Raw genomic sequence first — 24,222 nt, forward strand, 5'->3', positions numbered from 1 at the left:
TCCTGGGGCGGACCTCAGCCGATGGGAATTCGAGACGTGCGATATGTTGGGACGCAGGACCGTGATCCTGTTGAAATCTATAATAATTCTCTCGTTCCCATGGTGGTGGAGCAATCCAGCCGCGGTGAGCGCGCCTATGACATCTATTCCCGCCTCCTGAAGGAGCGGATCATTTTCCTGACCGGGCCGGTCTATGATGGCGTCTCAAGCCTGATCTGCGCCCAGCTGCTCTTCCTGGAGAGCGAGAATCCCAACAAGGAAATCTCGTTCTATATCAATAGCCCAGGCGGTGTGGTCAGCGCTGGCCTTGCCATCTATGACACCATGCAGTTCGTTCGCAGCCCGGTCAGCACGCTGTGCATGGGCATGGCCGCCTCGATGGGCTCGCTGCTGCTGACCGCCGGCGCCAAGGGCAAGCGCTTCGCGCTGCCGAATGCGCGCGTGATGGTCCACCAGCCCTCGGGCGGCGCGCAGGGCCAGGCCACGGATATCGAAATCCAGGCGCGCGAGATCCTGGAATTGCGCAAGCGGCTCAACCAGATCTACGTCACCCACACGGGCCAGCCGGTCGAGGCCATCGAATCCAAGCTCGAGCGCGACAGCTACATGTCGGCCGAGGAAGCGCGTGACTGGGGCCTGATTGACCAGGTGGTGGATAAGCGCCCCGCCACGCCGGAAGCGGCAAAGCCCTGATCTGTTGAGTGGAATTCAGGGATAAAGAGCACAGGACGAGCCTTCCGAGGGAGCAGTGCTTCCCTTGGGGGCCCCTGGGAGGCTAGATTCCCGGGTCACGATATTGAAACGCGGCTCGAGAGCGGACAGCCGGGTCCCTTCCAGCCGTGAGGAGTGCGCATGAGCAAGTCTGGCGATAGCAAGAATACCCTTTACTGCTCCTTCTGCGGGAAGTCGCAGCATGAGGTGCGCAAGCTCATCGCGGGCCCCACCGTCTTCATCTGCGATGAATGCGTCGAACTCTGCATGGATATCATCCGTGAAGAGCACAAGACGCATATGGTGAAGACGCGCGATGGCGTCCCCACGCCGAAGGAAATCTGCAAGGTCCTCGATGATTATGTGATCGGGCAGGAGCACGCGAAGAAGGTGCTCTCGGTCGCGGTGCACAACCACTACAAGCGTCTGGCCGCCGTGGCGAAGAACAACGACGTCGAGATCGCCAAGTCCAACATCATGCTGATCGGGCCGACGGGCTCGGGCAAGACGCTGCTCGCGCAGACGCTGGCCCGCATCCTCGACGTGCCCTTCACCATGGCCGATGCGACGACGCTGACCGAGGCCGGCTATGTGGGCGAGGATGTCGAGAACATCATCCTCAAGCTTTTGCAGGCGGCCGATTACAACGTGGAGCGGGCGCAGCGCGGCATCGTCTATATTGACGAAGTGGACAAGATTTCCCGCAAGTCGGACAACCCGTCCATCACGCGGGACGTCTCGGGCGAGGGCGTGCAGCAGGCGCTGCTGAAGATCATGGAGGGCACCGTCGCCTCCGTGCCGCCGCAGGGCGGGCGCAAGCATCCGCAGCAGGAATTCCTGCAGGTGGACACGACCAACATCCTCTTCATCTGCGGCGGCGCCTTCGCCGGGCTGGAGCGGATCATCGGCGCGCGCGGCAAGGGCTCGGGCATCGGCTATGGCGCCGAGGTCCGCAGCCCCGAGGATCGCCGCATGGGTGCCGTGCTGCGCGAGGTGGAGCCCGAGGATCTGCTGAAATTCGGCCTGATCCCGGAATTCATCGGCCGCCTGCCGGTTGTCGCCACGCTGGAGGATCTGGATGAGAAGGCCCTCATCGAGATCCTGACGCGGCCGAAGAACGCGCTGCTCAAGCAGTATCAGCGCCTGTTCGAGATGGAGGGAGCAAAGCTCACCTTCACCGAGGACGCGCTGAAATCCGTCGCCACCCGCGCCATCCAGCGCAAGACGGGCGCCCGCGGGCTGCGCTCTATCATGGAGCAGATCCTGCTGACCACCATGTTCGAGCTGCCCGGCCTGAGCGACGTCGAGGAGGTGGTGGTGAACCGCGAAGTGGCCGAGGTGCGCGCCCAGCCGCTCTTCATCTACGGCGAGAAGGCCGCCGAGCAGAGTTCCGCCTGAGACCGGAGCTGCCTGAAGGGGCGGCTTGTTTGCCGGCCCTTCATGACCAAATGACAAGATCAACCCGTGGCTTCGGGTGGGCGTGCCGAATTCGGGCGTCCGCCCAGCCGACTGTCCTAGTGAGGTCCTTATGACGGAAACCATTCGCGGCGAACTCCTTCCCGTCCTGCCGCTGCGGGATATTGTTGTCTTCCCGCACATGATCGTGCCGCTCTTTGTCGGCCGCGAGAAATCCGTGCGCGCGCTGGAAGCCGTGATGCGGGACGACAAGCAGATCCTCCTCGTCGCGCAGAAGAACGCGCTGCAGGATGATCCTGGCGCCGCCGACCTCTTCGAGACGGGCACCGTCTCCACCGTGCTGCAATTGCTGAAGCTGCCGGATGGCACCGTGAAGGTGCTGGTCGAGGGCGGGCGCCGTGCGAAGATCGTGGGCTTCAAGGAGACCGAGAACTACTTCGAAGCCTTCACCGAAACCGTCCCCGAGGCGGCCTCGGAGAAGCGCGAGGTCGAGGCGCTGATGCGCACCGTGATCTCGCAATTCGAGAGCTACATCAAGCTCAACAAGAAGATCGCGCCCGAGGTGCTGGTCTCGATCAACCAGATCGAGGATGCGGGCAAGCTTGCGGATACGGTGGCGAGCCATCTTTCCATCAAGATCCCCGAGAAGCAGGAATTGCTGGAAATCGCCTCGGTTTCGGCCCGGCTGGAGCGTGTCTTCTCGCATATGGAAGGCGAGATGAGCGTCCTGCAGGTGGAAAAGCGCATCCGCAGCCGCGTGAAGCGGCAGATGGAAAAGACCCAGCGCGAATACTACCTGAATGAGCAGATGAAGGCGATCCAGAAGGAGCTGGGCGAGGGCGAGGACGGCAAGGATGAGACCGCCGAAATCGAGGCCAAGATCAAGGCCACCAAGCTCACCAAGGAAGCGCATGACAAGGCGATGGCGGAGCTGAAGAAGCTGCGCACCATGTCGCCCATGTCGGCCGAGGCGACGGTGGTGCGCAACTACCTCGACTGGATCCTCAGCATCCCCTGGAAGAAGCGCAGCGTGGTCCGCCGCGACATCGTGGCGGCCGAGAAGGTGCTCGACGCCGACCATTATGGCCTGGAGAAGGTCAAGGAACGGATCATCGAGTATCTGGCCGTGCAATCGCGCAGCAAGAAGATCCGTGGGCCGATCCTCTGCCTGGTGGGGCCGCCCGGCGTGGGCAAGACGTCACTCGGCAAGTCCATCGCCAAGGCGACGGGCCGCGCCTTCGTGCGCATGTCGCTGGGCGGCGTGCGGGATGAGGCGGAGATTCGCGGCCACCGGCGCACCTATATCGGCTCCATGCCGGGCAAGGTGATCCAGGGCATGAAGAAGGCGAAGACCAGCAATCCGCTCTTCCTGCTGGACGAGATCGACAAGCTCGGCGCCGATTGGCGCGGCGACCCCTCTAGCGCCCTGCTGGAGGTGCTGGACCCGGAGCAGAACGGCACCTTCGCCGATCACTATCTGGAGGTGGATTACGACCTGAGCGACGTGATGTTCATCACGACCGCCAATTCGCTGCGCATGCCACAGCCGCTGCTGGACCGCATGGAGATCATCCGCATCCCCGGCTACACCGAAGATGAGAAGGTGCAGATCGCGAAGCGCCACCTCATGCCCAAGGTGACCGAGGCGAATGGTCTGAAGCCCAGCGAATGGTCGCTGACGGATGAGGCGCTGCTGGACCTCGTGCGCTACTACACGCGTGAGGCGGGCGTGCGGAACCTGGAGCGCGAGCTGGGTGGCCTGGCGCGCAAGGCGGTGAAGGAAATCGTCTCGGCCAAGGCCAAGAAGGTCGCCATCAATCGCAAGAACCTCGAGAAATACGCGGGCATCAAGAAGTTCCGCTATGGCGAGGCCGAGAGCGAGGACATGGTGGGCGTCGTCACCGGCCTCGCCTGGACCGAGGTGGGGGGCGAGATCCTCTCCATTGAAAGCGTGGTGGTGCCCGGCAAGGGCAACATCAAGCCGACGGGCCAGCTGGGCGATGTGATGAAGGAATCGGTGAGTGCCGCGCTCTCCTATGTGCGCTCGCGTTCGATCACCTTCGGCATCAAGCCGACCTTGTTCGAGAAGCGTGACATCCATGTGCATGTGCCCGAAGGGGCCACGCCGAAGGATGGGCCGAGTGCCGGTGTGGCGATGGCGACATCCATCATCTCCGTCCTCACGGGTATCCCCGTGCGGCGCGAGGTGGCGATGACGGGCGAGATCACGCTGCGTGGCCGCGTGCTGCCCATCGGTGGCCTGAAGGAGAAGCTGCTGGCGGCCCTGCGTGCGGGGATCACCACGGTCTTCATCCCCAAGGACAATGAGAAGGACCTGGCGGACATCCCGGAGAGCGTGAAGAAGGCGCTGAAGATCATTGCGGTCAGTCACGTGGACCAGGTGATCAGCCAAGCCTTGGTGCGCCCGCCGGAGCCCATCACCTGGGTGGAACCAGAGGAGACGCCAGTGCCGCCCGTCGAATCGGGTACGGCGGTTCGCCCGCACTGATCGGGCGTGCTTGCGGGAAGCGGGAAGGGCGTCACTTCGGTGGCGCCCTTTTTCATTTTCACCACGTCCATCAAGGGTTTGCGCAAGCTATCCCCAAAAAAGCGAGGCAATCCGCCACGAATCGCGTACCCTCATCATTGACGCGGCGGAAAACCGCCGTTTAGTGTCGTCGCGGGCCAGCGGGAAGAATCGGTCTTCACGTCAGCAGGCCGTTCAAAAGGGGGGTCTTCCCATGAACAAGCAGGATCTCGTTGCCGTTGTCGCCGAGACGGGCGAATTGTCGAAGGCGAAGGCCGGAGATGTGCTCGACTCGGTGTTCGAGGCGATCATGAAGGCGCTGAAGAAGAAGCAGGAAGTCCGCCTCGTCGGCTTCGGCACCTTCAGCACCAGCAAGCGTAAGGCCGGCAAGGGCCGCAACCCGCGCACGGGCGAGGAAATCAAGATCCCCGCTTCGACGACCGTCCGGTTCAAGGCCGGCAAGAACCTCAAGGAAGCCGTGAACTAAGCTGGCATCAGAGGTTGCGTGGAGGGCCAGCCCTGGCAAGGGGCTGGCCCTTCTTGCGTGCGTGGTGCCCATTCCAGGATGCACCTCCTGGGGGCGCTTAGCTCAGAGGTAGAGCGCCTGCTTTACACGCAGGATGTCGGCGGTTCGACCCCGTCAGCGCCCACCATTCTTTTCCTCCGGCGGTTGGTTGACAGCCAGGGGAGCGGGGCCTAAACGCCCCTTCGTCTTACGCGGGTGTAGCTCAGTCGGTTAGAGCGCCGGCCTGTCACGCCGGAGGTCGCGGGTTCGAGCCCCGTCACTCGCGCCAGACGTTTTCCTGGTCTCGCCAGGTTCCTCTTCCCATTTCATTCCTGCATCGAAGCGCTTGGGAAAGCCCTGCGCTGACGTGGGTTTAACCGCGCGCCCCTATGGCGGTCCGCCCCTGGGTTGCTGTATGGTGCGCTGCGTCAGAGAGGCATTCCCGCCCCGCTGGCCCAACGCCCATCGGTCGCGGCAGCGCGGCAAGGAGTGGGCGCGGAACGAGATTCGCCGAGGCAAAGATGACGCAGCCGCTGCTCGCCCAGTATTTCCCCATCCTCGTTTTCCTGGGGATCGCCGGTGGCATCGCCGTGGCGATGGTGGGTGGCAGTCTTCTGCTGGCGCGGCAAAAGCCCAATGCGGAAAAGCTCTCGGCCTATGAGTGCGGCTTCGCGCCCTTCGATGATACGCGCCGGCGCTTTGATGTGCGCTTCTACCTGGTCGCCATCCTCTTCATCATCTTCGACCTGGAGGTGGCGTTCCTGTTTCCCTGGGCTGTGACGCTGGGTGAGATCGGCTGGGTCGGCTTCTTCTCGATGATGGGCTTTCTCGGCGTGCTGACGGTGGGCTTCATCTATGAGTGGCGCAAAGGCGCCCTGGATTGGGAATAGCCACCATGAACGAGATCGCCTGGAACCCAGAGGGCGCCCCGCAGGACGCCGTGATCCGCGCCGTCACCGGCGAGATCGAGGAGAAGGGCTTCGTCGTCGCCAATCTCGACAAGGTTGTGAACTGGGCGCGCACAGGCTCGCTCTGGCCGATGACCTTTGGCCTGGCCTGCTGCGCCGTGCCGATGATCCACGCCTATATGGCGCGCTATGACCTGGACCGTTTCGGCATCATCCCGCGCGGTTCGCCGCGCCAGTCGGATGTGATGATCGTCGCCGGCACGCTGACCAACAAGATGGCCCCCGCCCTGCGCAAGGTCTACGACCAGATGAGCGAGCCGCGCTGGGTCATCTCCATGGGCTCCTGCGCCAATGGCGGCGGCTATTACCACTACAGCTACAGCGTGGTCCGCGGATGCGACCGCATCGTACCGGTTGATATCTACGTCCCCGGCTGCCCGCCCACGGCCGAGGCGCTGGTGTATGGGATCCTGCAATTGCAGAAGAAGATTCGCCGTACGGGGACCATCCTCCGTGGTTGATGCGCTCGAAACCGAACTGCGCAGCCTGGTTGCGGATCGCCTGCCGGTTGAATTCACGCGGGAGCGTGCCGGCGCCGAGCTTGTGCTGCATGTGGCGCGCGATGCCCTGCTGCCGCTGATGGCGCTGCTGCGGGACACGCCTTCGCTCGATTTCGCACAGCTGATGGATGTCTGTGGCGTGGATTGGCCTGAGCGGCCGGAGCGCTTTGACGTCGTGTATAATCTGCTCTCGCTCACGCGGAATGAGCGGGTGCGTGTGATCACGATGACGGACGCCGTAGCCCCGGTGCCGAGTGTCGCCGCCATCTGGCCCACCGCCACTTGGTTCGAGCGGGAAACCTGGGACATGTATGGCGTCGTCTTCGCGGGTCTCGCGGATTTGCGCCGGCTGCTGACGGATTACGGCTTCGAAGGCCACCCGCTGCGCAAGGACTTCCCGCTGACCGGCTTCGTGGAAATGCGCTACGACGCCGAAGCTGGCCGCGTGGTGCAGGAGCCCGTTCAACTCGTGCAGGATTTCCGCAATTTCGACTTCATGAGCCCTTGGGAAGCCATGACGACGCTGCCGGGCGACGAGAAGATCCACCTGAACCGCATCAGCGTGGAAGAGAAGGGGGGCGATAAGCCGTGAGCGACCTCAGCCCCATTGGCGAAGTGCCGCAAAGCGAGACGGCGCGCCGCATCGTCGAGATGGACAGCCACACCATCAATTTCGGCCCGCAGCACCCGGCAGCGCACGGCGTGCTGCGCCTCATCCTGGAGATGAAGGGCGAGGTGGTGGAGCGTGCCGATCCGCATATCGGCCTGCTGCATCGCGGCACCGAGAAGCTGATCGAGTACAAGACCTATATCCAGGCGCTGCCCTATTTCGACCGGCTGGATTACGTCAGTCCGATGTGCATGGAGCACAGCTTCGCCATCGCCACCGAGCGGCTGCTGGGCATCGAGAAGGATGTGCCGGAGCGCGCGCAATATATCCGCGTGATGTTCGCCGAGATCACGCGCATCCTGAACCATCTGCTGAACGTGACGACCTATGCGCTGGATTGCGGCGCCATTACGCCGGCCCTCTGGGGCTTCGAGCAGCGCGAGCATCTGCTTGAGATGTACGAGATGACCTCGGGCAGTCATTACCACGCCAATTATTTCCGGCCCGGCGGCGTGGCGAAGGACATTCCTGCGGCGCTGGTGCCCAAGCTGGAAACCTGGATGAAGCAATTCCCGGGCTTCCTGGATGAGCTGGAAGGGCTGCTGACCAACAACCGCATCTTCAAGCAGCGCACCGTGGATATCGGCGTGATGACGGCCGAACAGGCGATGGAGTGGGGTTTCTCGGGGCCATGCCTGCGCGCCTCGGGTGTCGCGTGGGATTTACGCAAGTCGCAGCCATACGACGTCTATGACCGGATGGAGTTCGACGTGCCGGTCGGCCGCAATGGCGATTGCTATGACCGCTATCTGCTCCGCATGCAGGAGATGCGGCAATCGCTGCGCATCATTCGCCAATGCCTGGACCAGATGAAGCCTGGCCCCATCAAGGTGCTGGACAACAAGATCGTCCCGCCCACGCGCGGGCAGATGAAGCGCTCGATGGAGGCGCTGATCCATCACTTCAAGCTCTACACCGAGGGCTATCACGTGCCCGCCGGCAGCACCTACACCGTCACCGAGGCGCCAAAGGGCGAGTTCGGCGTCTATCTGGTGGCCGATGGCACGAACAAGCCCTACCGCTGCAAGATCCGGGCACCCGGCTATGCGCATCTCCAGGCGATGGAGGTGCTCTCCAAGGGCCATATGCTGGCTGATGCGGTGGCGATCATCGGCAGTCTCGACATCGTCTTCGGCGAGATTGATCGGTGAACGGGGATGTCATCCTCAGCTTTGCCAGCCTTTATGTTCCGGCCTTGCTGGTCGGCCTTCTCCTGCGTCTCGTCCGCCCGGCCTGGGGTTGGACGCCACTCTGGATCGCCGTGATCGTGACCGTGGCCCTTTCCTTCCTGCGGATAATCTAGCCTCATGACCGAGCCCACGCATTTCGCCTTCGACGCATCGAGCCTCGCGCAGATCGAGACCGTGATTGCGCGCTATCCGGCTGGCCGGCAGGCCAGTGCGGTGATGCCGCTGCTTTACATCGCGCAGAAACAGATGGGGCGGGAGACCGGCTCGGCCTGGGTGCCGCGCGTGGCGATGGATGTGATCGCCGAACGGCTCGGCATGGCGCCGATGCGCGTCTATGAAGTCGCGACCTTCTACTTCATGTACAACACCAAGCCGATTGGCCGCTTCCATCTGCAGGTCTGCGGCACGACGCCCTGCTGGCTGCGCGGCTCGGATGATGTGCTGCGCGCCTGCAAGGATGCGGGGCACCTCAAGGGCTATGGCGATACCAGCGCCGACGGCAATTTCACGCTGACGGAAGTCGAGTGCCTGGGCGGCTGCGTGAACGCGCCGATCCTGCAGGTGGATGACGACTATTATGAGGACATGGACTACGACAGCACGGTGAAGCTGCTGGAAGCGCTGAAGCGTGGCGAGCGGCCGAAGCCGGGCTCTGTCATCGGGCGGCAGACCTCCGCGCCGGTCGGTGGGCCGCAAGTGCTGAACGGGGCGGAGGACTGAGACATGGCGCTCTCCGACAAGGACCGCATCTTCACCAATCTCTACGGCGCGCAGCCCTGGAACCTGGCCGCCGCGCGCATGCGGGGCGATTGGGACGGCACGAAGGAATTGCTTTCCAAGGGGCGCGACGCGCTGGTCGAGGAGGTCAAGAATTCCGGCCTGCGCGGCCGCGGCGGCGCCGGCTTCCCGACCGGCATGAAGTGGTCCTTCATGCCCAAGGCGCCGATCGAGGGCCGGCCCTCGTACCTGGTCGTGAATGGTGATGAGAGCGAGCCCGGCACCTGCAAGGATCGCGACATCATTCGCCATGATCCGCACAAGCTGGTGGAAGGCTGCCTGATCGCCGGTTTCGCGATGGGGGCGGTGGCCGGCTACATCTATGTGCGCGGCGAATACTACAACGAGATCCAGATCCTCCAGGCCGCGATTGACGAGGCTTACGAGGCTGGCTTGCTGGGCAAGAATGCCTGCGGCTCGGGCTATGATTTCGAGCTTTATGTGCATCGCGGCGCTGGCGCCTATATCTGCGGCGAAGAGACGGCGCTGATCGAGAGCCTCGAAGGCAAGAAGGGCATGCCGCGGCTGAAGCCACCCTTCCCGGCGGCGGTAGGGCTCTATGGCTGCCCGACCACGGTGAACAATGTCGAGACCATCGCCGTGGTGCCGACCATCCTGCGGCGTGGCGCCTCCTGGTTCTCCAGCTTTGGCCGGCCGAAGAATTCGGGCACGAAGATTTTCTGCCTGCAAGGCCATGTGAACAAGCCGTGCAATGTGGAAGCCGAGATGAGCATCCCGCTGCGCGAGCTGATCGACCGCTATGCGGGCGGCGTGCGCGGCGGCTGGGATAATCTGTTGGCGGTGATCCCGGGTGGGTCCTCCACGCCGATGATCCCCAAGGCAGTATGCGACGATGTGCTGATGGATTTCGACGCGCTGCGCGAGCATCGCACGGGCCTGGGCACCGCGGGCGTGATCGTGATGGACAAGTCCACCGACCTGATCAAGGCGATCCAGCGTCTCTCGGCCTTCTACAAGCATGAGAGCTGCGGCCAATGCACGCCGTGCCGCGAGGGCATGGGCTGGGTGAACCGCGTCATGCTCCGCATGGTCGAAGGCCGCGCCGAGATCGAGGAAATTGACGTGCTGGAGCAGGTGACGCGTCAGATCGAAGGCCACACCATCTGCGCCCTGGCCGATGGCGGCGTATGGCCGGTACAGGGGCTGATCCGGCATTTCCGGCCGATGATGGAGGAGCGGATCGCGGCCTATAAGGCGCGGAACCTCCCGATGGCGGCGGAGTGACGGGCATGACGAGTGCCCCTCTCAATGTGCGTTCTGCCATCCACGATGCGTCACGCTTCGAGGATGTGCACATGGTCGGCACGCGCTTTGAGCATTTCAACCTGAGCCGCGCGCAATTCGAGGATGGGACCATGCCTGGAACCACCTTCATCAACGCCAATCTGTCCGGTGCCGGCTTCGACAATGTGAACCTTGCGGGAACCACGATCCACAACGCCAATCTGTTTGGCGTCCATATCACCGAGAGCAATACGGCGGGCATGCGCATCAACGATATCCTGGTCAGTGAGTTGCTGGCCGCCTGGCACGCCGCCAATCGGGAACAGAACTGATGGCCAAGGTCACGATCGACGGCATCGAGGTCGAAGTCCCCAACGGCGCCTCCGTGCTCCAGGCCTGCGAAGCCGCCGGCAAGGAAATCCCGCGCTTCTGCTATCACGAGCGCCTCTCGGTGGCTGGCAATTGCCGCATGTGCCTGGTGGAAGTGGAGAAGGCGCCCAAGCCCGTCGCCTCCTGCGCCTATCCCGTCATGGACGGCATGAAGGTCTTCACCGACACGCCCGTGGTGCGCAATGCACGGCGCGGTGTCATGGAATTCCTGCTGATCAACCACCCGCTGGATTGCCCGATCTGCGACCAGGGCGGCGAGTGTGATTTGCAGGACCAGGCGGTCTCCTACGGCAAGGATGGCAGCCGCTATCACGAGCAGAAGCGCTCCGTGAAGGACAAGAATGTCGGGCCGCTGATCAAGACGGTGATGAACCGCTGCATCCACTGCACGCGCTGCATCCGCTTCGCCGCCGAAGTCGCTGGCGTGCCGGAAATGGGCGCGACGGGCCGTGGCGAGAACATGGAAGTCGGCACCTATGTCGAGAAGGCGCTGTCCAGCGAGCTTTCCGGGAATCTGATTGATCTCTGCCCCGTCGGCGCGCTCACCAGCCGCCCCTATGCCTTCGTCTCGCGCCCGTGGGAATTGGCCAAGACCGACAGCGTGGATGTGCTGGACGCGACGGGAGCCGCCATTCGCATTGACGTGCGCGGCGGTGAAGTCCTGCGCATGCTGCCGCGCGTGAACGAGGACGTGAATGAGGAATGGCTGGGTGACCGCTCGCGCTTCTCCTTCGACGGCTTGAAGCGCAAGCGGCTGGACCGGCCCTGGGTGCGGCGTGACGGCCAGCTCAAGCCCGCCAGCTGGGCCGAGGCTTTTGGCGCCATCGTGCAGAATATCCGCGGCCGCAGCATCGGCGCCATCGCCGGCGATACGATGGATGCCGAGAGCCTGTTCGCGCTGAAGGCGATGCTGGCCGCGCTGGGCAGCACGAACCTGGATGCGCGCCAGGATGGCGCGAAGCTCGATGCCTCGCGCCCCGATTACTACCTGTTCAATTCCAGCATCGCCGGGATCGAGGAGGCGGATGCCATCCTCATCATCGGCAGCAATCCGCGGGTGGAAGCGCCCGTGATCAATGCGCGCATCCGCAAGCGCTGGACGTTGGGCGGGATGCGCGTGGGCGTGATCGGCGAGGCGGTGGACCTCACCTATCCGGCGACGCATCTGGGGCATGGCCCGGCGGATTTCGCGGCGGGCGCGGAATTCCTGGCGGGTGCCAGCAAGCCCATGGTCATCCTGGGTCGCGGCGCACTGGCTCGGGCGGATGGCGCGGCCGTGCTGGCTGCTGCCTGGGAATTGGCGCGGGGCGCCGAGGCGCTGCGCGAAGATTGGCACGGCTTCAACATCCTGCATCAGTTCGGCGGCCAGGTGGCGGCGCTCGATCTCGGCTTCGTGCCGGGTGAGGGCGGTCTGGATATGGAAGCGATGCTGGCCGGCGGCGTGGAAGCGCTTTGGCTGCTGGGCGCCGATGGCTTCGACGTGTCGCGCATCAAGCCCGGCACCTTCGTGATCTACCAGGGCCATCATGGCGAAGCCGCGGCCGCGCGCGCCGATGTGATCCTGCCCGGTGCGGCCTATACCGAAAAAGACGGCACCTACGCCAATACCGAGGGCCGCGTGCAGCGCGGCCGCATGGCCGTGCCGCCGCCCGGCGAGGCGCGCGAGGATTGGCGCATCATCCGCGCCGCCTCGCAATTCCTGGGTGTGACCCTGCCGTTTGATACGCTGGAAGCGCTGCGGGCCGAGATGGCGGCGGCACATCCGGTGTTTGCACGCCTGGATCTGGCGCCGCTGCCCGGCTGCACGGATGATGCCGGGCCGGACGCCACGGGTGCAGTGAGCAGCACGGCCTTCACCCTGCCGATCCGGAATTACTGGCAGGTGGACCCCATCACGCGCGCCAGCGCCACCATGGCGGAATGTGCCGCGACCTATCAGCGCCCGGCACTCGCGGCGGAGTGAGAGCATGACGGATTTCCTCGCCTCGCCCATCGGCATCCTGGCGCTCACCGTGGCGCAGACGCTGGCGCTGCTGGTGCCGGTGCTGATCGCCGTCGCCTACCTCACCTGGGCTGAGCGCAAGGTTCTGGGTGCTATGCAGATGCGGCGCGGCCCGAATGTGGTCGGCCCTTTTGGCATGGGCCAACCCTTTGCCGACGCCATCAAGATGCTGATGAAGGAGACCATCATTCCTTCCGGCGCCTCGCGTGGGCTGTTCATCCTGGCACCCATGCTGACCTTCGTGCTGGCCATGCTGGCCTGGGCGGTGATCCCGGTGAATGATGGTTGGGCGATTGCCGATATCAATGTCGGCATCCTCTACCTCTTCGCGATCTCCTCGCTCGGCGTCTACGGCATCATCATCGCGGGCTGGGCGTCCAATTCGAAATATGCCTTCCTCGGCGCGCTGCGCTCCGCCGCCCAGATGGTGAGCTACGAAGTCAGCATGGGCTTCGTCATCGTGACCGTGCTGCTCTGCGTGGGCTCGCTGAACCTGACGGAGATCGTGCGGGCGCAGGAGAATCTCTGGTTCGCCATCCCGCTTTTTCCGATGTTCGTGATCTTCTTCATCAGCACGCTGGCCGAAACCAACCGCGCCCCCTTCGACCTTCCCGAGGGCGAGAGCGAGCTGGTGGCGGGCTTCTTCGTCGAATACAGCTCCATGTCCTTCGCGCTGTTCTTCCTGGGCGAATACGCGAACATGATCCTCATGTCCTCGCTGACGACGATCCTGTTCCTGGGGGGATGGTATCCGCCGCTCGACATCGCGCCGCTGAACTGGATTCCGGGGCCTGCCTGGTTCGCGCTCAAGGTCGCTGCTCTCCTCTTCACCTTCATCTGGGTGCGCGCGACCTTCCCGCGCTACCGCTATGACCAGCTGATGCGGCTGGGCTGGAAGGTGTTCCTGCCCTTCAGCCTGCTCTGGCTGGTGCTGACCGCGGCCTTCCTCAAGCTGACAGGGTTGCTGCCCGCATGACCTCTCTGGACCGTTTCGCGCGCTCCTTCCTGCTGGCCGAGATTGTCGGCGGCATGAAGCTGACGCTGGGCTACTTCTTCCGCCCGAAGGTGACGCTGAACTACCCCTATGAAAAGACACCGCTCTCCGCCCGCTTCAAGGGTGAGCACGCGTTGCGCCGCTATCCGAATGGCGAGGAACGCTGCATCGCCTGCAAGCTGTGCGAGGCGGTGTGCCCGGCCCAGGCCATCACCATCGAGGCCGAGCCACGCGAGGATGGCTCGCGCCGCACCACCCGCTACGACATAGACATGACGAAGTGCATCTATTGCGGCCTCTGTGAGGAAGCCTGCCCGGTGGATGCCATTGTCGAAGGCCCCAACGCCGAATTCGCGACCGAAACGCGCGAGGAGTTGATGTACGACAAGGACCGCCTGCTCGCGAATGGCGACAGGTGGGAGAGCCTTCTCGCGAAACGTCTCGAGCTGGATGCACCCTACAGATGATCGCCGGCCTCGCCTTCTACTTCTTCGCCTTCATCCTCATCGCCGCTGCGGCGATGGTGGTGACGTCACGCAACCCCGTCTATTCGGTGCTGTACCTCATCCTCGCCTTCTTCAACGCGGCGGCGCTGTTCCTGATCGCCGGCGCCGAGTTCCTCGCGATGATCCTGGTCATCGTCTATGTCGGCGCGGTCGCGGTGCTGTTCCTCTTTGTCGTAATGATGCTCGATGTGGATTTCGTGCAGCTGCGCGAAGGGTTCCAACGCTACGCGCCGGTGGGCGCCATCATCGGCGGCATTCTCTTCCTGGAATTGCTGCTGGTGCTGGGTGCCTGGCGCTTTGCCTCGGATGTCGGGGATCTGCGCCTGTCACCAACGCCGGCGGGTGTGTCCAATACCGAGGCGCTGGGGCGGATCATCTACACGGACTACATCTACCTCTTCCAGGCCTCGGGCCTGATCCTGCTGGTGGCGATGATCGGCGCCATCGTGCTCACCCTGCGCGATAAGCCGACCGCGAAGCGCCAGAACATCGCCGAGCAGGTGGCGCGTTCCTCCGAGGTGATGATGGCCCAGCCGGCCATCGGTGCGGGCATCCGGCGCGAGGATATCCTCCGCCCGCTGCCGCCGCCGGAGAAGCCGGCGCCCAGGCAGGTCGAGCATGGAGGGCACCATTGATGCTGACCATCGGCCTCGGCCACTACCTCACGGTGGGCGCCATCCTCTTCGTGCTCGGCGTCTTTGGCATCTTCATGAACCGCAAGAACGTCATCGTCATCCTGATGAGCGTAGAGCTCATCCTGCTCGCGGTGAACCTCAACTTCGTCGCCTTCTCGGCCCAGCTGGATGATCTGACCGGCCAGGTCTTCGCCATGTTCATCCTCACCGTCGCCGCCGCCGAGGCCGCCATCGGCCTTGCCATCGTCGTCATCTATTACCGGAACCGCGGCAGCATCGAGGTTGATGATGTCTCGGCGCTGAAAGGTTAGCGCTATGTTTGTCGGCGCGATTTTCTTTCCCCTGCTGGGCGCCTGTATCAGCGGTTTCTTCGGGCGCTGGATCGGCGACCGCGCGGCGATGTGGTCCACCGTGATCTGCATGGCGCTGGCCGCCATCTGCGGCAGCATCGGCTTCTGGCAGGTGGCGCTGGGCGGGCAGCCCGTCACCCTCACGCTGTTCACCTGGATGGATGTGGGTGAGCTCGAATTCGCCTGGGCGCTGCGCTACGACACGTTGAGCGCGATCATGGTGGGCATGGTCACGCTGATCTCCACGCTGATCCATCTCTACAGCATCGGCTACATGTCGCATGACGCGACGCCTTCGCGCTTCTTCGCCTATCTCAGCCTCTTCACCTTCATGATGTTGATGCTGGTGACGGCGGATAATCTCGTGCAGCTCTTCTTCGGCTGGGAAGGGGTGGGCCTCGCGAGCTATCTGCTGATTGGCTACTGGTATGAGAAGGAATCCGCGAACGCGGCGGCGATGAAGGCCTTCATCGTGAATCGCGTGGGCGATGTCTTCTTCATGCTCGGCATGGCGCTGACCTTCCTGATCTTCGGCAGCCTGGAGTTCAACACGATCTTCGCGGCCGCCGCCTCCAAGGTGGATGAAACCTTCCTGGGCGTGCCGGCGCTGGAACTGATCGGCGTGCTGCTCTTCCTCGGCGCCTGCGGCAAATCGGCCCAACTGGGGCTGCACACCTGGCTGCCGGATGCGATGGAGGGGCCAACCCCGGTTTCCGCGCTGATCCATGCGGCGACGATGGTGACGGCCGGCGTCTTCCTGATCTGCCGCATGTCGCCCGTCATGGAATATGCGCCGGTGGCACTCGCCATCGTGACCGTGGTGGGCGCTTCGACCGCGATCTTCGCGGCGACCATCGGCTGCGTGCAGAACGACATCAAGCGCATCATCGCCTACAGCACCTGTTCGCAGCTCGGCTACATGTTCTTCGCGGCTGGCGTGGGCCTGTATCAGGCGGCGATGTTTCACCTCTTCACCCACGCCTTCTTCAAGGCGCTGCTGTTCCTGGGGGCCGGCTCGGTCATTCATGCGATGTCGGATGAGCAGGATATCCGCAAGATGGGCGGCATCTGGAAGAAGATTCCGGTCACCTATGTCGTCATGTGGATCGGCTCGCTCGCGCTGGCCGGCATCCCCTTGTTCGCCGGCTATTACTCCAAGGATGCGATTCTGGAGGGGGCGGTGGCCGCGGGCTCCATCGTTGGCGGCTACGCTTTCATCTGCGGCATCCTGGCCGCCTTCCTGACCGCCTTCTACTCCTGGCGGCTGCTGATCCTGACGTTCCATGGCAAGCCGCGCGCGGATCATCACACCATGGCGCATGTGCATGAGAGTCCGTGGGTGATGCTCATCCCGCTCATCGTCCTGGCGGGCGGCGCGGTGACGACGGGCTTCGTCTTCGCGCCCTATTTCATCGGCGAGCATGCCGCGGCGTTCTGGAATGGCGCCGTCTTCAACCTGCCGGCCAAGCACATGATGGAGGCGCTGCACCATGCGCCCCATTGGGTGCCGACCATGGCCAAGACGGTGGCGATCAGTGGCATCCTCCTGGCCATCGCCATCTATGGCTTCATGCCGCAGCTGCCCGGGCGCATCACGGCCATGGCGCCGCGCGCCTATCAGTTCCTGCTGAACAAGTGGTATTTCGACGAGCTGTATGACCGCATCTTCGTGCAGCCCGCCCGGCGCATCGCCCTGCAATTCTGGCAGGTGGGCGATGTGCGGATCATCGACGGCATGCCCAACGGCGCGGCCAGCATGGCGGCCAGCACGGCGCGCGGCGTGGTGCGATTGCAGACGGGCCGAGTGGCGAACTACGCCTTCGCCATGATCATCGGGCTTGTCCTGTTCGTCTCCCTTTACCTGATGGGGCGCTGAGCGATGAACGCCGCGGGCTTCCCCCTTCTTTCGCTGGTCACCTTCCTGCCGCTGCTCGGTGCGCTCATCATCATGATGGTGCGTGGCGATGCGGCGGTGGTCGCCAGCAATGCGCGCTGGACGGCGCTCTGGACCAGCTTGATCACCTTCGGGCTTTCGCTGGTCATCTGGGCGCAGTTCGACAAGGCGAATGTGGATTACCAATTCGTCGAGCAGGTCTCCTGGCTGCCGGAGTTCGGCGTCGCCTACATCATGGGGGTGGATGGCATCTCCATCCTCTTCATCCTGCTCTCGACGCTGCTGACGCCGATCTGCATCCTCGCCTCCTGGGAGAGTGTGCAATCCCGCGTGCGGGAATACATGGTCGCCTTCCTGATCCTTGAGACGATGATGGTCGGCATGTTCTGCGCGCTGGACTTCATCCTCTTCTACATCTTCTTCGAAGCCGTGCTGATCCCGATGTTCCTGATCATCGGCATCTGGGGCGGGGCCAGGCGGGTCTACGCCTCCTATAAGTTCTTTCTATATACGCTGCTCGGCTCGGTGCTGATGTTGCTGGCCATCATCGCGCTCTGGTATCAGGCGGGAACGACGAACATCCCCGAACTGTCCGAGTTCGACATCCCCTTCAACCTGCAGATCTGGCTCTTCCTGGCCTTCTTCGCGAGCTTCGCGGTGAAGGTGCCGATGTGGCCCGTCCATACCTGGCTGCCCGATGCGCATGTGGAGGCGCCGACGGCGGGCTCCGTCATCCTGGCCGGCGTGCTGCTCAAGATGGGCGCCTATGGCTTCCTGCGCTTCAGCGTGCCGCTGCTGCCCGAGGCGTCGCAATTCTTCGCGCCCTTCATCTATGTGCTGAGCATTGTCGCGGTGGTCTATACGAGCCTCGTGGCACTGGCGCAGACGGATATGAAGAAGCTCATCGCCTATTCATCGGTGGCGCATATGGGCATCGTCACCCTGGGCATCTTCACCTTCAACCAGCAGGGGATCGAAGGCGCGCTGTTCACCATGCTCAGCCACGGCGTCGTTTCAGGCGCGCTGTTTCTGTGCGTGGGCGTCCTGTATGACCGCGTGCACACCCGCGAGATCGCGCGCTATGGCGGGGTGGCCAAGATCATGCCCGCCTATGCGCTGATCTTCATGCTCTTCACCATGGCCTCGGTCGCGCTTCCCGGGACGGCGGGTTTCCCCGGCGAGTTCCTGGTGATCATCGGCGCCTGGGCGGTGAACCCCTGGGTGGCCTTTGGTGCAACACTCGGCATGATCCTAGGTGCCGCCTACATGCTCTCGCTCTACCGGCGCGTCGCCTTCGGCAAGATCACGCGGGATGATCTGCGCGCCCTGCTCGATCTCAGCCCGCGCGAGATCGCGATCTTCGCGCCGCTCATCGCGCTGACCTTGTGGATGGGCATCTATCCGCAATCCTTTCTCTCCTTCTTTTCGGTGACAGTGTCGCAAATGGTGCAGGAGCATCAGGACGCGATCCGCGCCGCCTCGAATCTGGCAGGCCTCTGATGAACTGGATCCTTGCCCTCCCTGAACTGGTGCTGGCCCTGTGCGGCCTGGCGATCCTCGTCTTCGGCGTCATCCCCAAGCGCGACACGACCTTCCCTTGCACCATGCTCACCCTCGGCGCCTTCCTGCTGACTGGCGTTCTGGTCATCGCCCAGGGCGAGGGCACGGGCTTTGGTGGCCAATACGTGGCCGATGCCTTTTCCTGCTTCATGAAGCTGCTGGCCCTGGGGGCCGCGGCACTCGGCCTGTTGCTGGCCCTCGACTGGAATGCGCGGGAGGGGCTTTCGCGCTTCGAATTCCCGGTCCTCGTCCTGTTCGCCACCCTGGGCATGATGGTGATGATCTCGGCGAATGACCTGATGAGCCTCTATCTCGGGCTCGAGCTGCTTTCGCTGCCGCTCTATGTCCTCGCCGCGTTTGACCGTGACAATCCGCGTTCGGCCGAAGCCGGCCTCAAATATTTCGTGCTGGGGGCGCTGGCCTCGGGGCTGCTGCTCTATGGTGCCTCGCTGGTCTATGGCTTTGCCGGCACCACGAATTTCGATCGCCTGGCGGATGCGCTCTCCTCGCCGCAGGATGTCTCGACGGGCGTTGTCGTCGGCATCATCTTCATCATCGCCGCCATGGCCTTCAAGATCGCGGCGGTGCCCTTCCACATGTGGACGCCCGATGTCTATGAGGGCGCGCCAACGCCCGTGACGGCGTTCTTTGCCTCGGCGCCCAAGGTGGCCGCCGTGGCATTGCTGGTGCGCCTGCTGGCCGGGCCCTTCAGTGATGTTGTCGGCCAATGGCAGCAGGTCATCGTGCTGGCCTCGCTGGGTTCGATGGTGCTGGGCGCCTTCGCCGCCATCGGGCAGAGCAACATCAAGCGGCTGATGGCCTATTCCTCCATCGGCCATGTGGGCTTCACCCTGATGGGCTTGGCCGTCGGCGGCGAGGGCGGGTTGCGCGGCGTCCTGGTCTATATGGCCATCTACATCGCCATGAATATCGGCGCCTTCGCGGTCCTCATCGCCATGCGGCGCGATGGCCGCGCGGTGGAGGGCGTGGATGATCTGGCCGGGCTCGGGCGCAGCGATCCAGCCATGGCGCTTGCCATGGCGATCTTCATGTTCTCGATGGCGGGCATTCCGCCGATGGCTGGCTTCTTCGCCAAGCTCTATGTGCTGCTGCCCGCCATCGAGCAGGGCTTCTGGCTGCTGGCCGTGGTTGCCGTGCTCTCCTCCGTCATCTCGGCCTATTATTATCTTCGCATCGTGAAGGTGATGTATTTCGATGCCGCGAAACCCGCCTTCGACATGCGGCCCACAGGGATTTCCGTGGTCCTGGCCGGCACGGGCGGCTTCACGCTGTTCTTCTTCCTGTTTCCCGCGCCCCTCCTGGCGGCGGCGCGGCAGGCCGTGGCGGCGCTGATCGGGTGACGGGCGAGTTCCGCCTTCGCGTTCATGAATCCCTGCCCAGCACGCAAAGCCTTGCCACCGAACTGGCCGAACGGGGTGAGCCGGCGGGCCTCGCCATCCTCGCGCGGCGCCAGACCGAGGGCCGCGGGCGGGCCGGGCGCGCCTGGCAGTCCGTGGCCGGCAACCTCCATCTCTCGCTTCTGTTGCGGCCCGGCGGCGCGGCGCGTGACATTGCGGGCTATGCCCTCATGGCCGCTGTGGCCCTGCATGAGGCGGCGCTGCACCACGCGCCCGGCCGGCCGCTCGTCCTGAAATGGCCCAATGACCTGATGGAGGGCAGCGCCAAGATCGCCGGCATTCTCTCCGAGGCGGCGCTGGATGCGCATGGCGGCATCGCCCATCTGGTCTGCGGGATCGGCGTGAACCTGGCCCATGCGCCGGCGGTGGAGGGGCGCGCCGTGGCCGCACTCGGGCCCATCGCGCCCGAGATCTTCGCGGCCACCCTGCTCAGCCGGCTCGCGGATTGGCACAAGCTGCGCCTGACCGAGGGTTTCGCGCCGATCCGCGCCGCCTGGATGGAGCGCGGCCCTGAGCGAGGGTCGCTCATGACCCTGCGGCAGGGCGACAATCCCGTCTCGGGCCGCTACGAAGGCCTGGCGGAAGATGGCGGGCTGCTGCTTGCCACCGCTGGTCGCCTGCATGCGTTCCATGCGGGCGAAGTGATGGAAAGATACGATGCTTCTCGCGATTGACGCCGGCAACACCAATGTCGTCTTCGCCGTCCATGACGGGGCGGAATGGCGCGGGCGTTGGCGAATCGCGACGGATTCCAACCGCACCAGCGATGAATATGCCGTCTGGCTGCTGGCCCTGATGCAATTCGCCGGGCTGCGGCCGAGCGATGTGAATCGCTGCGTGATCGGCACGGTGGTGCCCGTGGCGCTCTATAATCTGCGCCGGCTGTGCCGCGACTGGTTCGGCAATGAGCCGCTGATCGCCCGCTCCATCCTCGACTGGGGCTTCGAGATCAAGGTGGATCAGCCGCAGGAGGTGGGCGCGGACCGCCTGCTGAACGCCCTGGCCGCGCATCACCATTACCGCGGGCCGCTGATCGTCATTGATTTCGGCACCGCCACCACCTTCGATGTGGTGGATGACGCAGGCTCCTATCTGGGCGGCGTGATCGCGCCCGGCATCAACCTCTCCGTCGAGGCGCTGCACCGCGCCGCCGCCCGGCTGCCGCGCATCGGCATTGGCCGGCCGCAATCGGCGATTGGCCGCAACACCGTCTCGGCGATGCAATCGGGCATCTTCTGGGGCTATGTCGGCATGATCGAGGGCATCGTCGCCCGCATCCGCAACGAGGCGGATTTCCCCCGCATGAAGGTGATCGCGACCGGCGGCCTGGCACCGCTGCTGGCCGAAGGCACCACCCTGATCGAACGCATTGACCCCGATATCACGCTGGAAGGCCTCCGCCTGTTGGCGGAACGCAATGCCAGCCCCATCTCTCAAAAAGACCTGTTGTGAAATCAAAAGAACCCATGGACGACTTCGCCTTCATCCCGCTCGGTGGTACCGGCGAGATTGGCATGAACCTCAACGTGTATCGCTGCGATGGCAAATACCTCGCGGTGGATTGCGGCATTGGCTTTGGCGGCTCGGAGAACCCGGCGGTCGAGATCATGGTGCCCGATCCCGGCTGGCTGTCTGAACGGCGCGCGGATCTGCTGGCGCTAGTGATCACCCATGCGCATGAGGACCATATCGGCGCCGTGGCGCATCTCTGGCCCAGCCTGCGCTGCCCGGTGATCGCGGGGCCCTTTGCCAGCTCCGTGCTGCGCCGAAAGCTGGCCGAGGCCGGGCTGGCGCATGATGTAAAGATCATCACCAACAGCCTGCCGGGTACGCATGAGATCGGCCCTTTCGGGCTGGAATTCATCCAGGTCACGCATTCCGTGCCGGAGGCCAGCGCGCTGGCCATCCGCACGCGGCACGGCCTCGTGCTCCATACCGGCGATTGGAAGCTCGACCCTTCGCCCCTGATCGGCCCGCCCACGGATGAGGCGGCCTTCGCGCGCCTGGGTGCCGAGGGCGTTCTGGCCATGGTGTGCGACAGCACGAACGCCATGGTGGAGGGCCATTCGGGCAGCGAGGCCGAGGTGCGGCGCAACCTGAAGGCGTTGATCGCGGGCTTGCGTGGCCGCGTGGCTGTCACCTGCTTTTCCACCAATCTGGCGCGGATCGAATCCATCGCCCTCGCCGGCCAGGCGGCGGGGCGGGATGTGGCGCTGTTCGGCCGTTCCCTGCGCAATGCGGTGAATTCGGCACGCGAATGCGGCTACCTCAACAGCGTCCGGGATTTCATCAGCGAGGAGGAGGCGGACCGCCTGCCGGATGATGACCTGCTGATCATCTGCACCGGCAGCCAGGGCGAGGAGCGCAGCGCCCTCGCCAAGATCGCGGCCGATACCCACCCGAATATCTCGATGGGTGAGGGGGATACGGTGATTTTCTCCTCGCGCATGATCCCGGGCAATGAGCGCGGCATCCTGCATGTGCAGGATGAACTGACGCGGGCCGGCTGCCGGGTGATGACGGCGGATGACCATGCGGTGCATGTCTCCGGCCACCCGGCGCGCGATGAGCTGAAGAAGCTCTACGCGCTGGTGAAGCCGCGGATTTCCATCCCCGTCCATGGCGAGTGGCGCCACCTTTCGCACCACGCGGAGCTGGCGCGCGAATGCGGCGCCGAGCCCATCCTGATCGAGGATGGGGACGTCGTGCGCCTCGGCCCCGGCAAGCCCAAGCTGGCCGAGAGCGTGCCCGTCGGCCGCCTGGTGGTGGATGGCAATCGCCTGCTGCCCATGGAGGGCACCGTGATCGGCGCGCGCAAGCGCATGCTGTTCAACGGCGTCGTCGTGGCGAGCCTGGCGGTGGATGAAGCAGGGCGGGTCATCGGCCGGCCGCGCGTCTCGGCACCTGGGCTGTTCGACACCGAGGGCCCGGAATCCGCGCAGCTCGAGGATGAATTGGCGCGCGGCGTGGGCGAATTGCCGAAAGGGCTGCGGCGCGAGGATGATGCCTTGACCGAAGCCGCCCGCGCGGTGCTGCGCAAGGCCGTTGGGCGGCGGTTGAAGAAGCGCCCCAATGTCGAAGTGCACCTCCTTCGGGTTTGACGGCCCGAACGTAAACCCCGGGCAGCTCAGGCCGCCCGGGACAGCGCGGCGTTTTGATGGTGGGTTGGGCCGTTGCGGATCAGGCTTGCCCTGTCGGCCGGGCGCTGCCGGTATGTCTGGCAAAAGACGCCAGCCCGGCCGATCCGCCGAAGGAGCCAGCGCCGTTGCCGCGCGATGGCCCGGGCCGCATGGATGCATGATCTGGATCGCCATGTCCGCTGGATTCGAGCGAACCGCGCCGGCCTGCTGTTTTCACGGGTGTTCCGGAGCGCCTTGCCGAGGGGCACGGCCTTTGGAGCATCAAGGGTGCAAACGGGAGCGTTTTCACGGATAAAGATGCTCGAAAATCAATGGGCTAGAGTTTGTTTGGTGAGCTCTTGCGAACGGAACAAGCTCTAGAGGGTGAGGGATTCGAAATGGGCTGGTTTCTGGGTTTCGTTGTCTATGCGCTGATCTGGTGGACGGCGCTCTTTGCCGTGCTGCCCATCGGCGTGCGGCCCGATGCAAAGGGTGACCTGGAGGCGGGTGGCTGGCGCGGCACGCCCTCGCAACTGCATCTGGGGCGCAAGCTGCTCGGGACCACCATCCTGGCCGCGATTCTCTGGCTCGGCGTCTATGCGTTGATCGAAAGCGACTGGATCAGCTTTCGCGACCCTTGGCTGGCCATTCCAGACAGGTGATCTGCACAAAGAAAAGGCGACTGTCTGGGGTTCCCCGAACAGCCGCCTCGATTTTGAGCACCCGTTGGCCGGACGCTCGCTTTTTCGCCGTCTACGGAACCGATTGACGTTGAGCCATCCCGGTCCTTTGCGGCAATCTTCACTTCAGAGAGAGGGCTTTCCTCTTTCTGCCGTGTGACTGGC

General features: G+C 64.1%; 24 protein-coding genes and 2 tRNA genes. All 26 read left to right on the forward strand.

The genetic code is table 11. From position 1 onward, the window contains the following. Nucleotides 1-99 precede the first annotated feature (99 nt). The 26 genes from LHU95_RS06695 (at nucleotide 100) to LHU95_RS06820 (ending at nucleotide 24,039) form a co-directional block, all read left to right on the forward strand. On the forward strand, nucleotides 100-693 hold the full coding sequence (locus LHU95_RS06695; protein WP_248711514.1) for an ATP-dependent Clp protease proteolytic subunit: 594 nt from the start codon (nucleotides 100-102) through the stop codon (nucleotides 691-693). A 159-nt stretch (nucleotides 694-852) separates the two neighbouring features. Next, entirely contained in the window at nucleotides 853-2,109 is a 1,257-nt protein-coding gene (gene clpX, locus LHU95_RS06700; RefSeq protein ID WP_248710594.1) for an ATP-dependent Clp protease ATP-binding subunit ClpX, read from the forward strand. A 130-nt stretch (nucleotides 2,110-2,239) separates the two neighbouring features. Continuing rightward, nucleotides 2,240-4,636: an endopeptidase La gene (gene lon, locus LHU95_RS06705; RefSeq protein ID WP_248710595.1), complete on the forward strand. Its 2,397-nt coding sequence runs from the start codon at nucleotides 2,240-2,242 to the stop codon at nucleotides 4,634-4,636. Nucleotides 4,637-4,868: 232 nt separating this feature from the next. Further along, entirely contained in the window at nucleotides 4,869-5,141 is a 273-nt protein-coding gene (locus LHU95_RS06710; RefSeq protein ID WP_248710596.1) for an HU family DNA-binding protein, read from the forward strand. A 91-nt stretch (nucleotides 5,142-5,232) separates the two neighbouring features. Then, nucleotides 5,233-5,307 (forward strand) — tRNA-Val (locus tag LHU95_RS06715). Nucleotides 5,308-5,371: 64 nt separating this feature from the next. Further along, nucleotides 5,372-5,448: transfer RNA gene (locus LHU95_RS06720), tRNA-Asp, on the forward strand. Between the two features lie 232 nt (nucleotides 5,449-5,680). Next, nucleotides 5,681-6,049, forward strand: coding sequence for an NADH-quinone oxidoreductase subunit A (locus LHU95_RS06725; protein WP_248710597.1), 369 nt, complete (start codon nucleotides 5,681-5,683; stop codon nucleotides 6,047-6,049). A gap of 5 nt (nucleotides 6,050-6,054) precedes the next feature. Then, the gene (locus LHU95_RS06730; protein ID WP_248710598.1) at nucleotides 6,055-6,588 is read left to right on the forward strand and encodes an NADH-quinone oxidoreductase subunit B; all 534 of its coding nucleotides are present in this window, start codon (nucleotides 6,055-6,057) and stop codon (nucleotides 6,586-6,588) included. Nucleotides 6,589-6,628: 40 nt separating this feature from the next. Further along, entirely contained in the window at nucleotides 6,629-7,219 is a 591-nt protein-coding gene (locus LHU95_RS06735; protein WP_248711515.1) for an NADH-quinone oxidoreductase subunit C, read from the forward strand. 59 nt (nucleotides 7,220-7,278) lie between these two features. After that, on the forward strand, nucleotides 7,279-8,448 hold the full coding sequence (locus LHU95_RS06740) for an NADH-quinone oxidoreductase subunit D (protein ID WP_248711516.1): 1,170 nt from the start codon (nucleotides 7,279-7,281) through the stop codon (nucleotides 8,446-8,448). Continuing rightward, nucleotides 8,445-8,600: a hypothetical protein gene (locus LHU95_RS06745; protein WP_248710599.1), complete on the forward strand. Its 156-nt coding sequence runs from the start codon at nucleotides 8,445-8,447 to the stop codon at nucleotides 8,598-8,600. Before LHU95_RS06740 ends, LHU95_RS06745 begins: the two co-directional genes overlap by 4 nt. 4 nt (nucleotides 8,601-8,604) lie before the next feature. Beyond that, nucleotides 8,605-9,207, forward strand: coding sequence for an NAD(P)H-dependent oxidoreductase subunit E (locus LHU95_RS06750; protein ID WP_248710600.1), 603 nt, complete (start codon nucleotides 8,605-8,607; stop codon nucleotides 9,205-9,207). Nucleotides 9,208-9,210: 3 nt separating this feature from the next. Then, nucleotides 9,211-10,509: an NADH-quinone oxidoreductase subunit NuoF gene (gene nuoF, locus LHU95_RS06755; protein ID WP_248710601.1), complete on the forward strand. Its 1,299-nt coding sequence runs from the start codon at nucleotides 9,211-9,213 to the stop codon at nucleotides 10,507-10,509. Between the two features lie 5 nt (nucleotides 10,510-10,514). Further along, nucleotides 10,515-10,841, forward strand: coding sequence for a pentapeptide repeat-containing protein (locus LHU95_RS06760; protein WP_248710602.1), 327 nt, complete (start codon nucleotides 10,515-10,517; stop codon nucleotides 10,839-10,841). Then, nucleotides 10,841-12,862: an NADH-quinone oxidoreductase subunit NuoG gene (nuoG, locus tag LHU95_RS06765; protein ID WP_248710603.1), complete on the forward strand. Its 2,022-nt coding sequence runs from the start codon at nucleotides 10,841-10,843 to the stop codon at nucleotides 12,860-12,862. Before LHU95_RS06760 ends, nuoG begins: the two co-directional genes overlap by 1 nt. A gap of 4 nt (nucleotides 12,863-12,866) precedes the next feature. Next, on the forward strand, nucleotides 12,867-13,877 hold the full coding sequence (gene nuoH / locus LHU95_RS06770; protein WP_248710604.1) for an NADH-quinone oxidoreductase subunit NuoH: 1,011 nt from the start codon (nucleotides 12,867-12,869) through the stop codon (nucleotides 13,875-13,877). Beyond that, nucleotides 13,874-14,362 (forward strand): NADH-quinone oxidoreductase subunit NuoI, encoded by a 489-nt coding sequence (gene nuoI, locus LHU95_RS06775; RefSeq protein ID WP_248710605.1) that lies wholly within the window; start codon nucleotides 13,874-13,876, stop codon nucleotides 14,360-14,362. Before nuoH ends, nuoI begins: the two co-directional genes overlap by 4 nt. Continuing rightward, entirely contained in the window at nucleotides 14,359-15,036 is a 678-nt protein-coding gene (locus LHU95_RS06780; RefSeq protein ID WP_248710606.1) for an NADH-quinone oxidoreductase subunit J, read from the forward strand. The genes nuoI and LHU95_RS06780 overlap by 4 nt, the downstream gene beginning before the upstream one ends. Further along, nucleotides 15,036-15,347, forward strand: coding sequence for an NADH-quinone oxidoreductase subunit NuoK (gene nuoK / locus LHU95_RS06785; RefSeq protein ID WP_248710607.1), 312 nt, complete (start codon nucleotides 15,036-15,038; stop codon nucleotides 15,345-15,347). Before LHU95_RS06780 ends, nuoK begins: the two co-directional genes overlap by 1 nt. 4 nt (nucleotides 15,348-15,351) lie before the next feature. Further along, nucleotides 15,352-17,262 carry an NADH-quinone oxidoreductase subunit L gene (gene nuoL, locus LHU95_RS06790; protein ID WP_248710608.1) on the forward strand — a complete coding sequence of 637 codons (1,911 nt, stop codon included), beginning with the start codon at nucleotides 15,352-15,354 and terminating at the stop codon, nucleotides 17,260-17,262. Nucleotides 17,263-17,265: 3 nt separating this feature from the next. Beyond that, complete coding sequence (locus LHU95_RS06795; protein ID WP_248710609.1) at nucleotides 17,266-18,780, forward strand: NADH-quinone oxidoreductase subunit M; 1,515 nt, start codon at nucleotides 17,266-17,268, stop codon at nucleotides 18,778-18,780. Next, a complete protein-coding gene (gene nuoN, locus LHU95_RS06800; RefSeq protein ID WP_248710610.1) occupies nucleotides 18,780-20,201 on the forward strand; it encodes an NADH-quinone oxidoreductase subunit NuoN in 1,422 nt (473 codons plus the stop codon). The genes LHU95_RS06795 and nuoN overlap by 1 nt, the downstream gene beginning before the upstream one ends. Continuing rightward, a complete protein-coding gene (locus LHU95_RS06805; RefSeq protein ID WP_248710611.1) occupies nucleotides 20,198-20,932 on the forward strand; it encodes a biotin--[acetyl-CoA-carboxylase] ligase in 735 nt (244 codons plus the stop codon). Before nuoN ends, LHU95_RS06805 begins: the two co-directional genes overlap by 4 nt. Continuing rightward, a complete protein-coding gene (locus LHU95_RS06810) occupies nucleotides 20,916-21,710 on the forward strand; it encodes a type III pantothenate kinase (RefSeq protein ID WP_248710612.1) in 795 nt (264 codons plus the stop codon). Before LHU95_RS06805 ends, LHU95_RS06810 begins: the two co-directional genes overlap by 17 nt. A 14-nt stretch (nucleotides 21,711-21,724) precedes the next feature. Beyond that, nucleotides 21,725-23,359 carry a ribonuclease J gene (locus LHU95_RS06815; protein WP_248710613.1) on the forward strand — a complete coding sequence of 545 codons (1,635 nt, stop codon included), beginning with the start codon at nucleotides 21,725-21,727 and terminating at the stop codon, nucleotides 23,357-23,359. Between the two features lie 416 nt (nucleotides 23,360-23,775). Beyond that, the gene (locus LHU95_RS06820; RefSeq protein WP_248710614.1) at nucleotides 23,776-24,039 is read left to right on the forward strand and encodes a DUF1467 family protein; all 264 of its coding nucleotides are present in this window, start codon (nucleotides 23,776-23,778) and stop codon (nucleotides 24,037-24,039) included. Nucleotides 24,040-24,222 lie beyond the last annotated feature (183 nt).

Origin of the sequence: Sediminicoccus sp. KRV36 (assembly GCF_023243115.1) — a bacterium.
Lineage (GTDB): Bacteria > Pseudomonadota > Alphaproteobacteria > Acetobacterales > Acetobacteraceae > Roseococcus.

Excerpts from the sequence above, each read along its gene's own strand:
- clpX (WP_248710594.1), top strand. The coding sequence starts at position 853 with ATGAGCAAGTCTGGCGATAGCAAGAATACCCTTTACTGCTCCTTCTGC.
- nuoH (WP_248710604.1), top strand. The coding sequence starts at position 12,867 with ATGACGGATTTCCTCGCCTCGCCCATCGGCATCCTGGCGCTCACCGTG.
- nuoL (WP_248710608.1), top strand. The coding sequence starts at position 15,352 with ATGTTTGTCGGCGCGATTTTCTTTCCCCTGCTGGGCGCCTGTATCAGC.
- LHU95_RS06760 (WP_248710602.1), top strand. The coding sequence starts at position 10,515 with ATGACGAGTGCCCCTCTCAATGTGCGTTCTGCCATCCACGATGCGTCA.
- LHU95_RS06740 (WP_248711516.1), top strand. The coding sequence starts at position 7,279 with ATGGACAGCCACACCATCAATTTCGGCCCGCAGCACCCGGCAGCGCAC.
- LHU95_RS06730 (WP_248710598.1), top strand. The coding sequence starts at position 6,055 with ATGAACGAGATCGCCTGGAACCCAGAGGGCGCCCCGCAGGACGCCGTG.
- lon (WP_248710595.1), top strand. The coding sequence starts at position 2,240 with ATGACGGAAACCATTCGCGGCGAACTCCTTCCCGTCCTGCCGCTGCGG.
- LHU95_RS06695 (WP_248711514.1), top strand. The coding sequence starts at position 100 with ATGGTGGTGGAGCAATCCAGCCGCGGTGAGCGCGCCTATGACATCTAT.
- nuoK (WP_248710607.1), top strand. The coding sequence starts at position 15,036 with ATGCTGACCATCGGCCTCGGCCACTACCTCACGGTGGGCGCCATCCTC.
- LHU95_RS06815 (WP_248710613.1), top strand. The coding sequence starts at position 21,725 with ATGGACGACTTCGCCTTCATCCCGCTCGGTGGTACCGGCGAGATTGGC.
- nuoF (WP_248710601.1), top strand. The coding sequence starts at position 9,211 with ATGGCGCTCTCCGACAAGGACCGCATCTTCACCAATCTCTACGGCGCG.
- LHU95_RS06820 (WP_248710614.1), top strand. The coding sequence starts at position 23,776 with ATGGGCTGGTTTCTGGGTTTCGTTGTCTATGCGCTGATCTGGTGGACG.
- LHU95_RS06710 (WP_248710596.1), top strand. The coding sequence starts at position 4,869 with ATGAACAAGCAGGATCTCGTTGCCGTTGTCGCCGAGACGGGCGAATTG.
- nuoN (WP_248710610.1), top strand. The coding sequence starts at position 18,780 with ATGAACTGGATCCTTGCCCTCCCTGAACTGGTGCTGGCCCTGTGCGGC.
- nuoI (WP_248710605.1), top strand. The coding sequence starts at position 13,874 with ATGACCTCTCTGGACCGTTTCGCGCGCTCCTTCCTGCTGGCCGAGATT.
- LHU95_RS06725 (WP_248710597.1), top strand. The coding sequence starts at position 5,681 with ATGACGCAGCCGCTGCTCGCCCAGTATTTCCCCATCCTCGTTTTCCTG.
- LHU95_RS06750 (WP_248710600.1), top strand. The coding sequence starts at position 8,605 with ATGACCGAGCCCACGCATTTCGCCTTCGACGCATCGAGCCTCGCGCAG.
- LHU95_RS06810 (WP_248710612.1), top strand. The coding sequence starts at position 20,916 with ATGCTTCTCGCGATTGACGCCGGCAACACCAATGTCGTCTTCGCCGTC.
- LHU95_RS06795 (WP_248710609.1), top strand. The coding sequence starts at position 17,266 with ATGAACGCCGCGGGCTTCCCCCTTCTTTCGCTGGTCACCTTCCTGCCG.
- nuoG (WP_248710603.1), top strand. The coding sequence starts at position 10,841 with ATGGCCAAGGTCACGATCGACGGCATCGAGGTCGAAGTCCCCAACGGC.
- LHU95_RS06780 (WP_248710606.1), top strand. The coding sequence starts at position 14,359 with ATGATCGCCGGCCTCGCCTTCTACTTCTTCGCCTTCATCCTCATCGCC.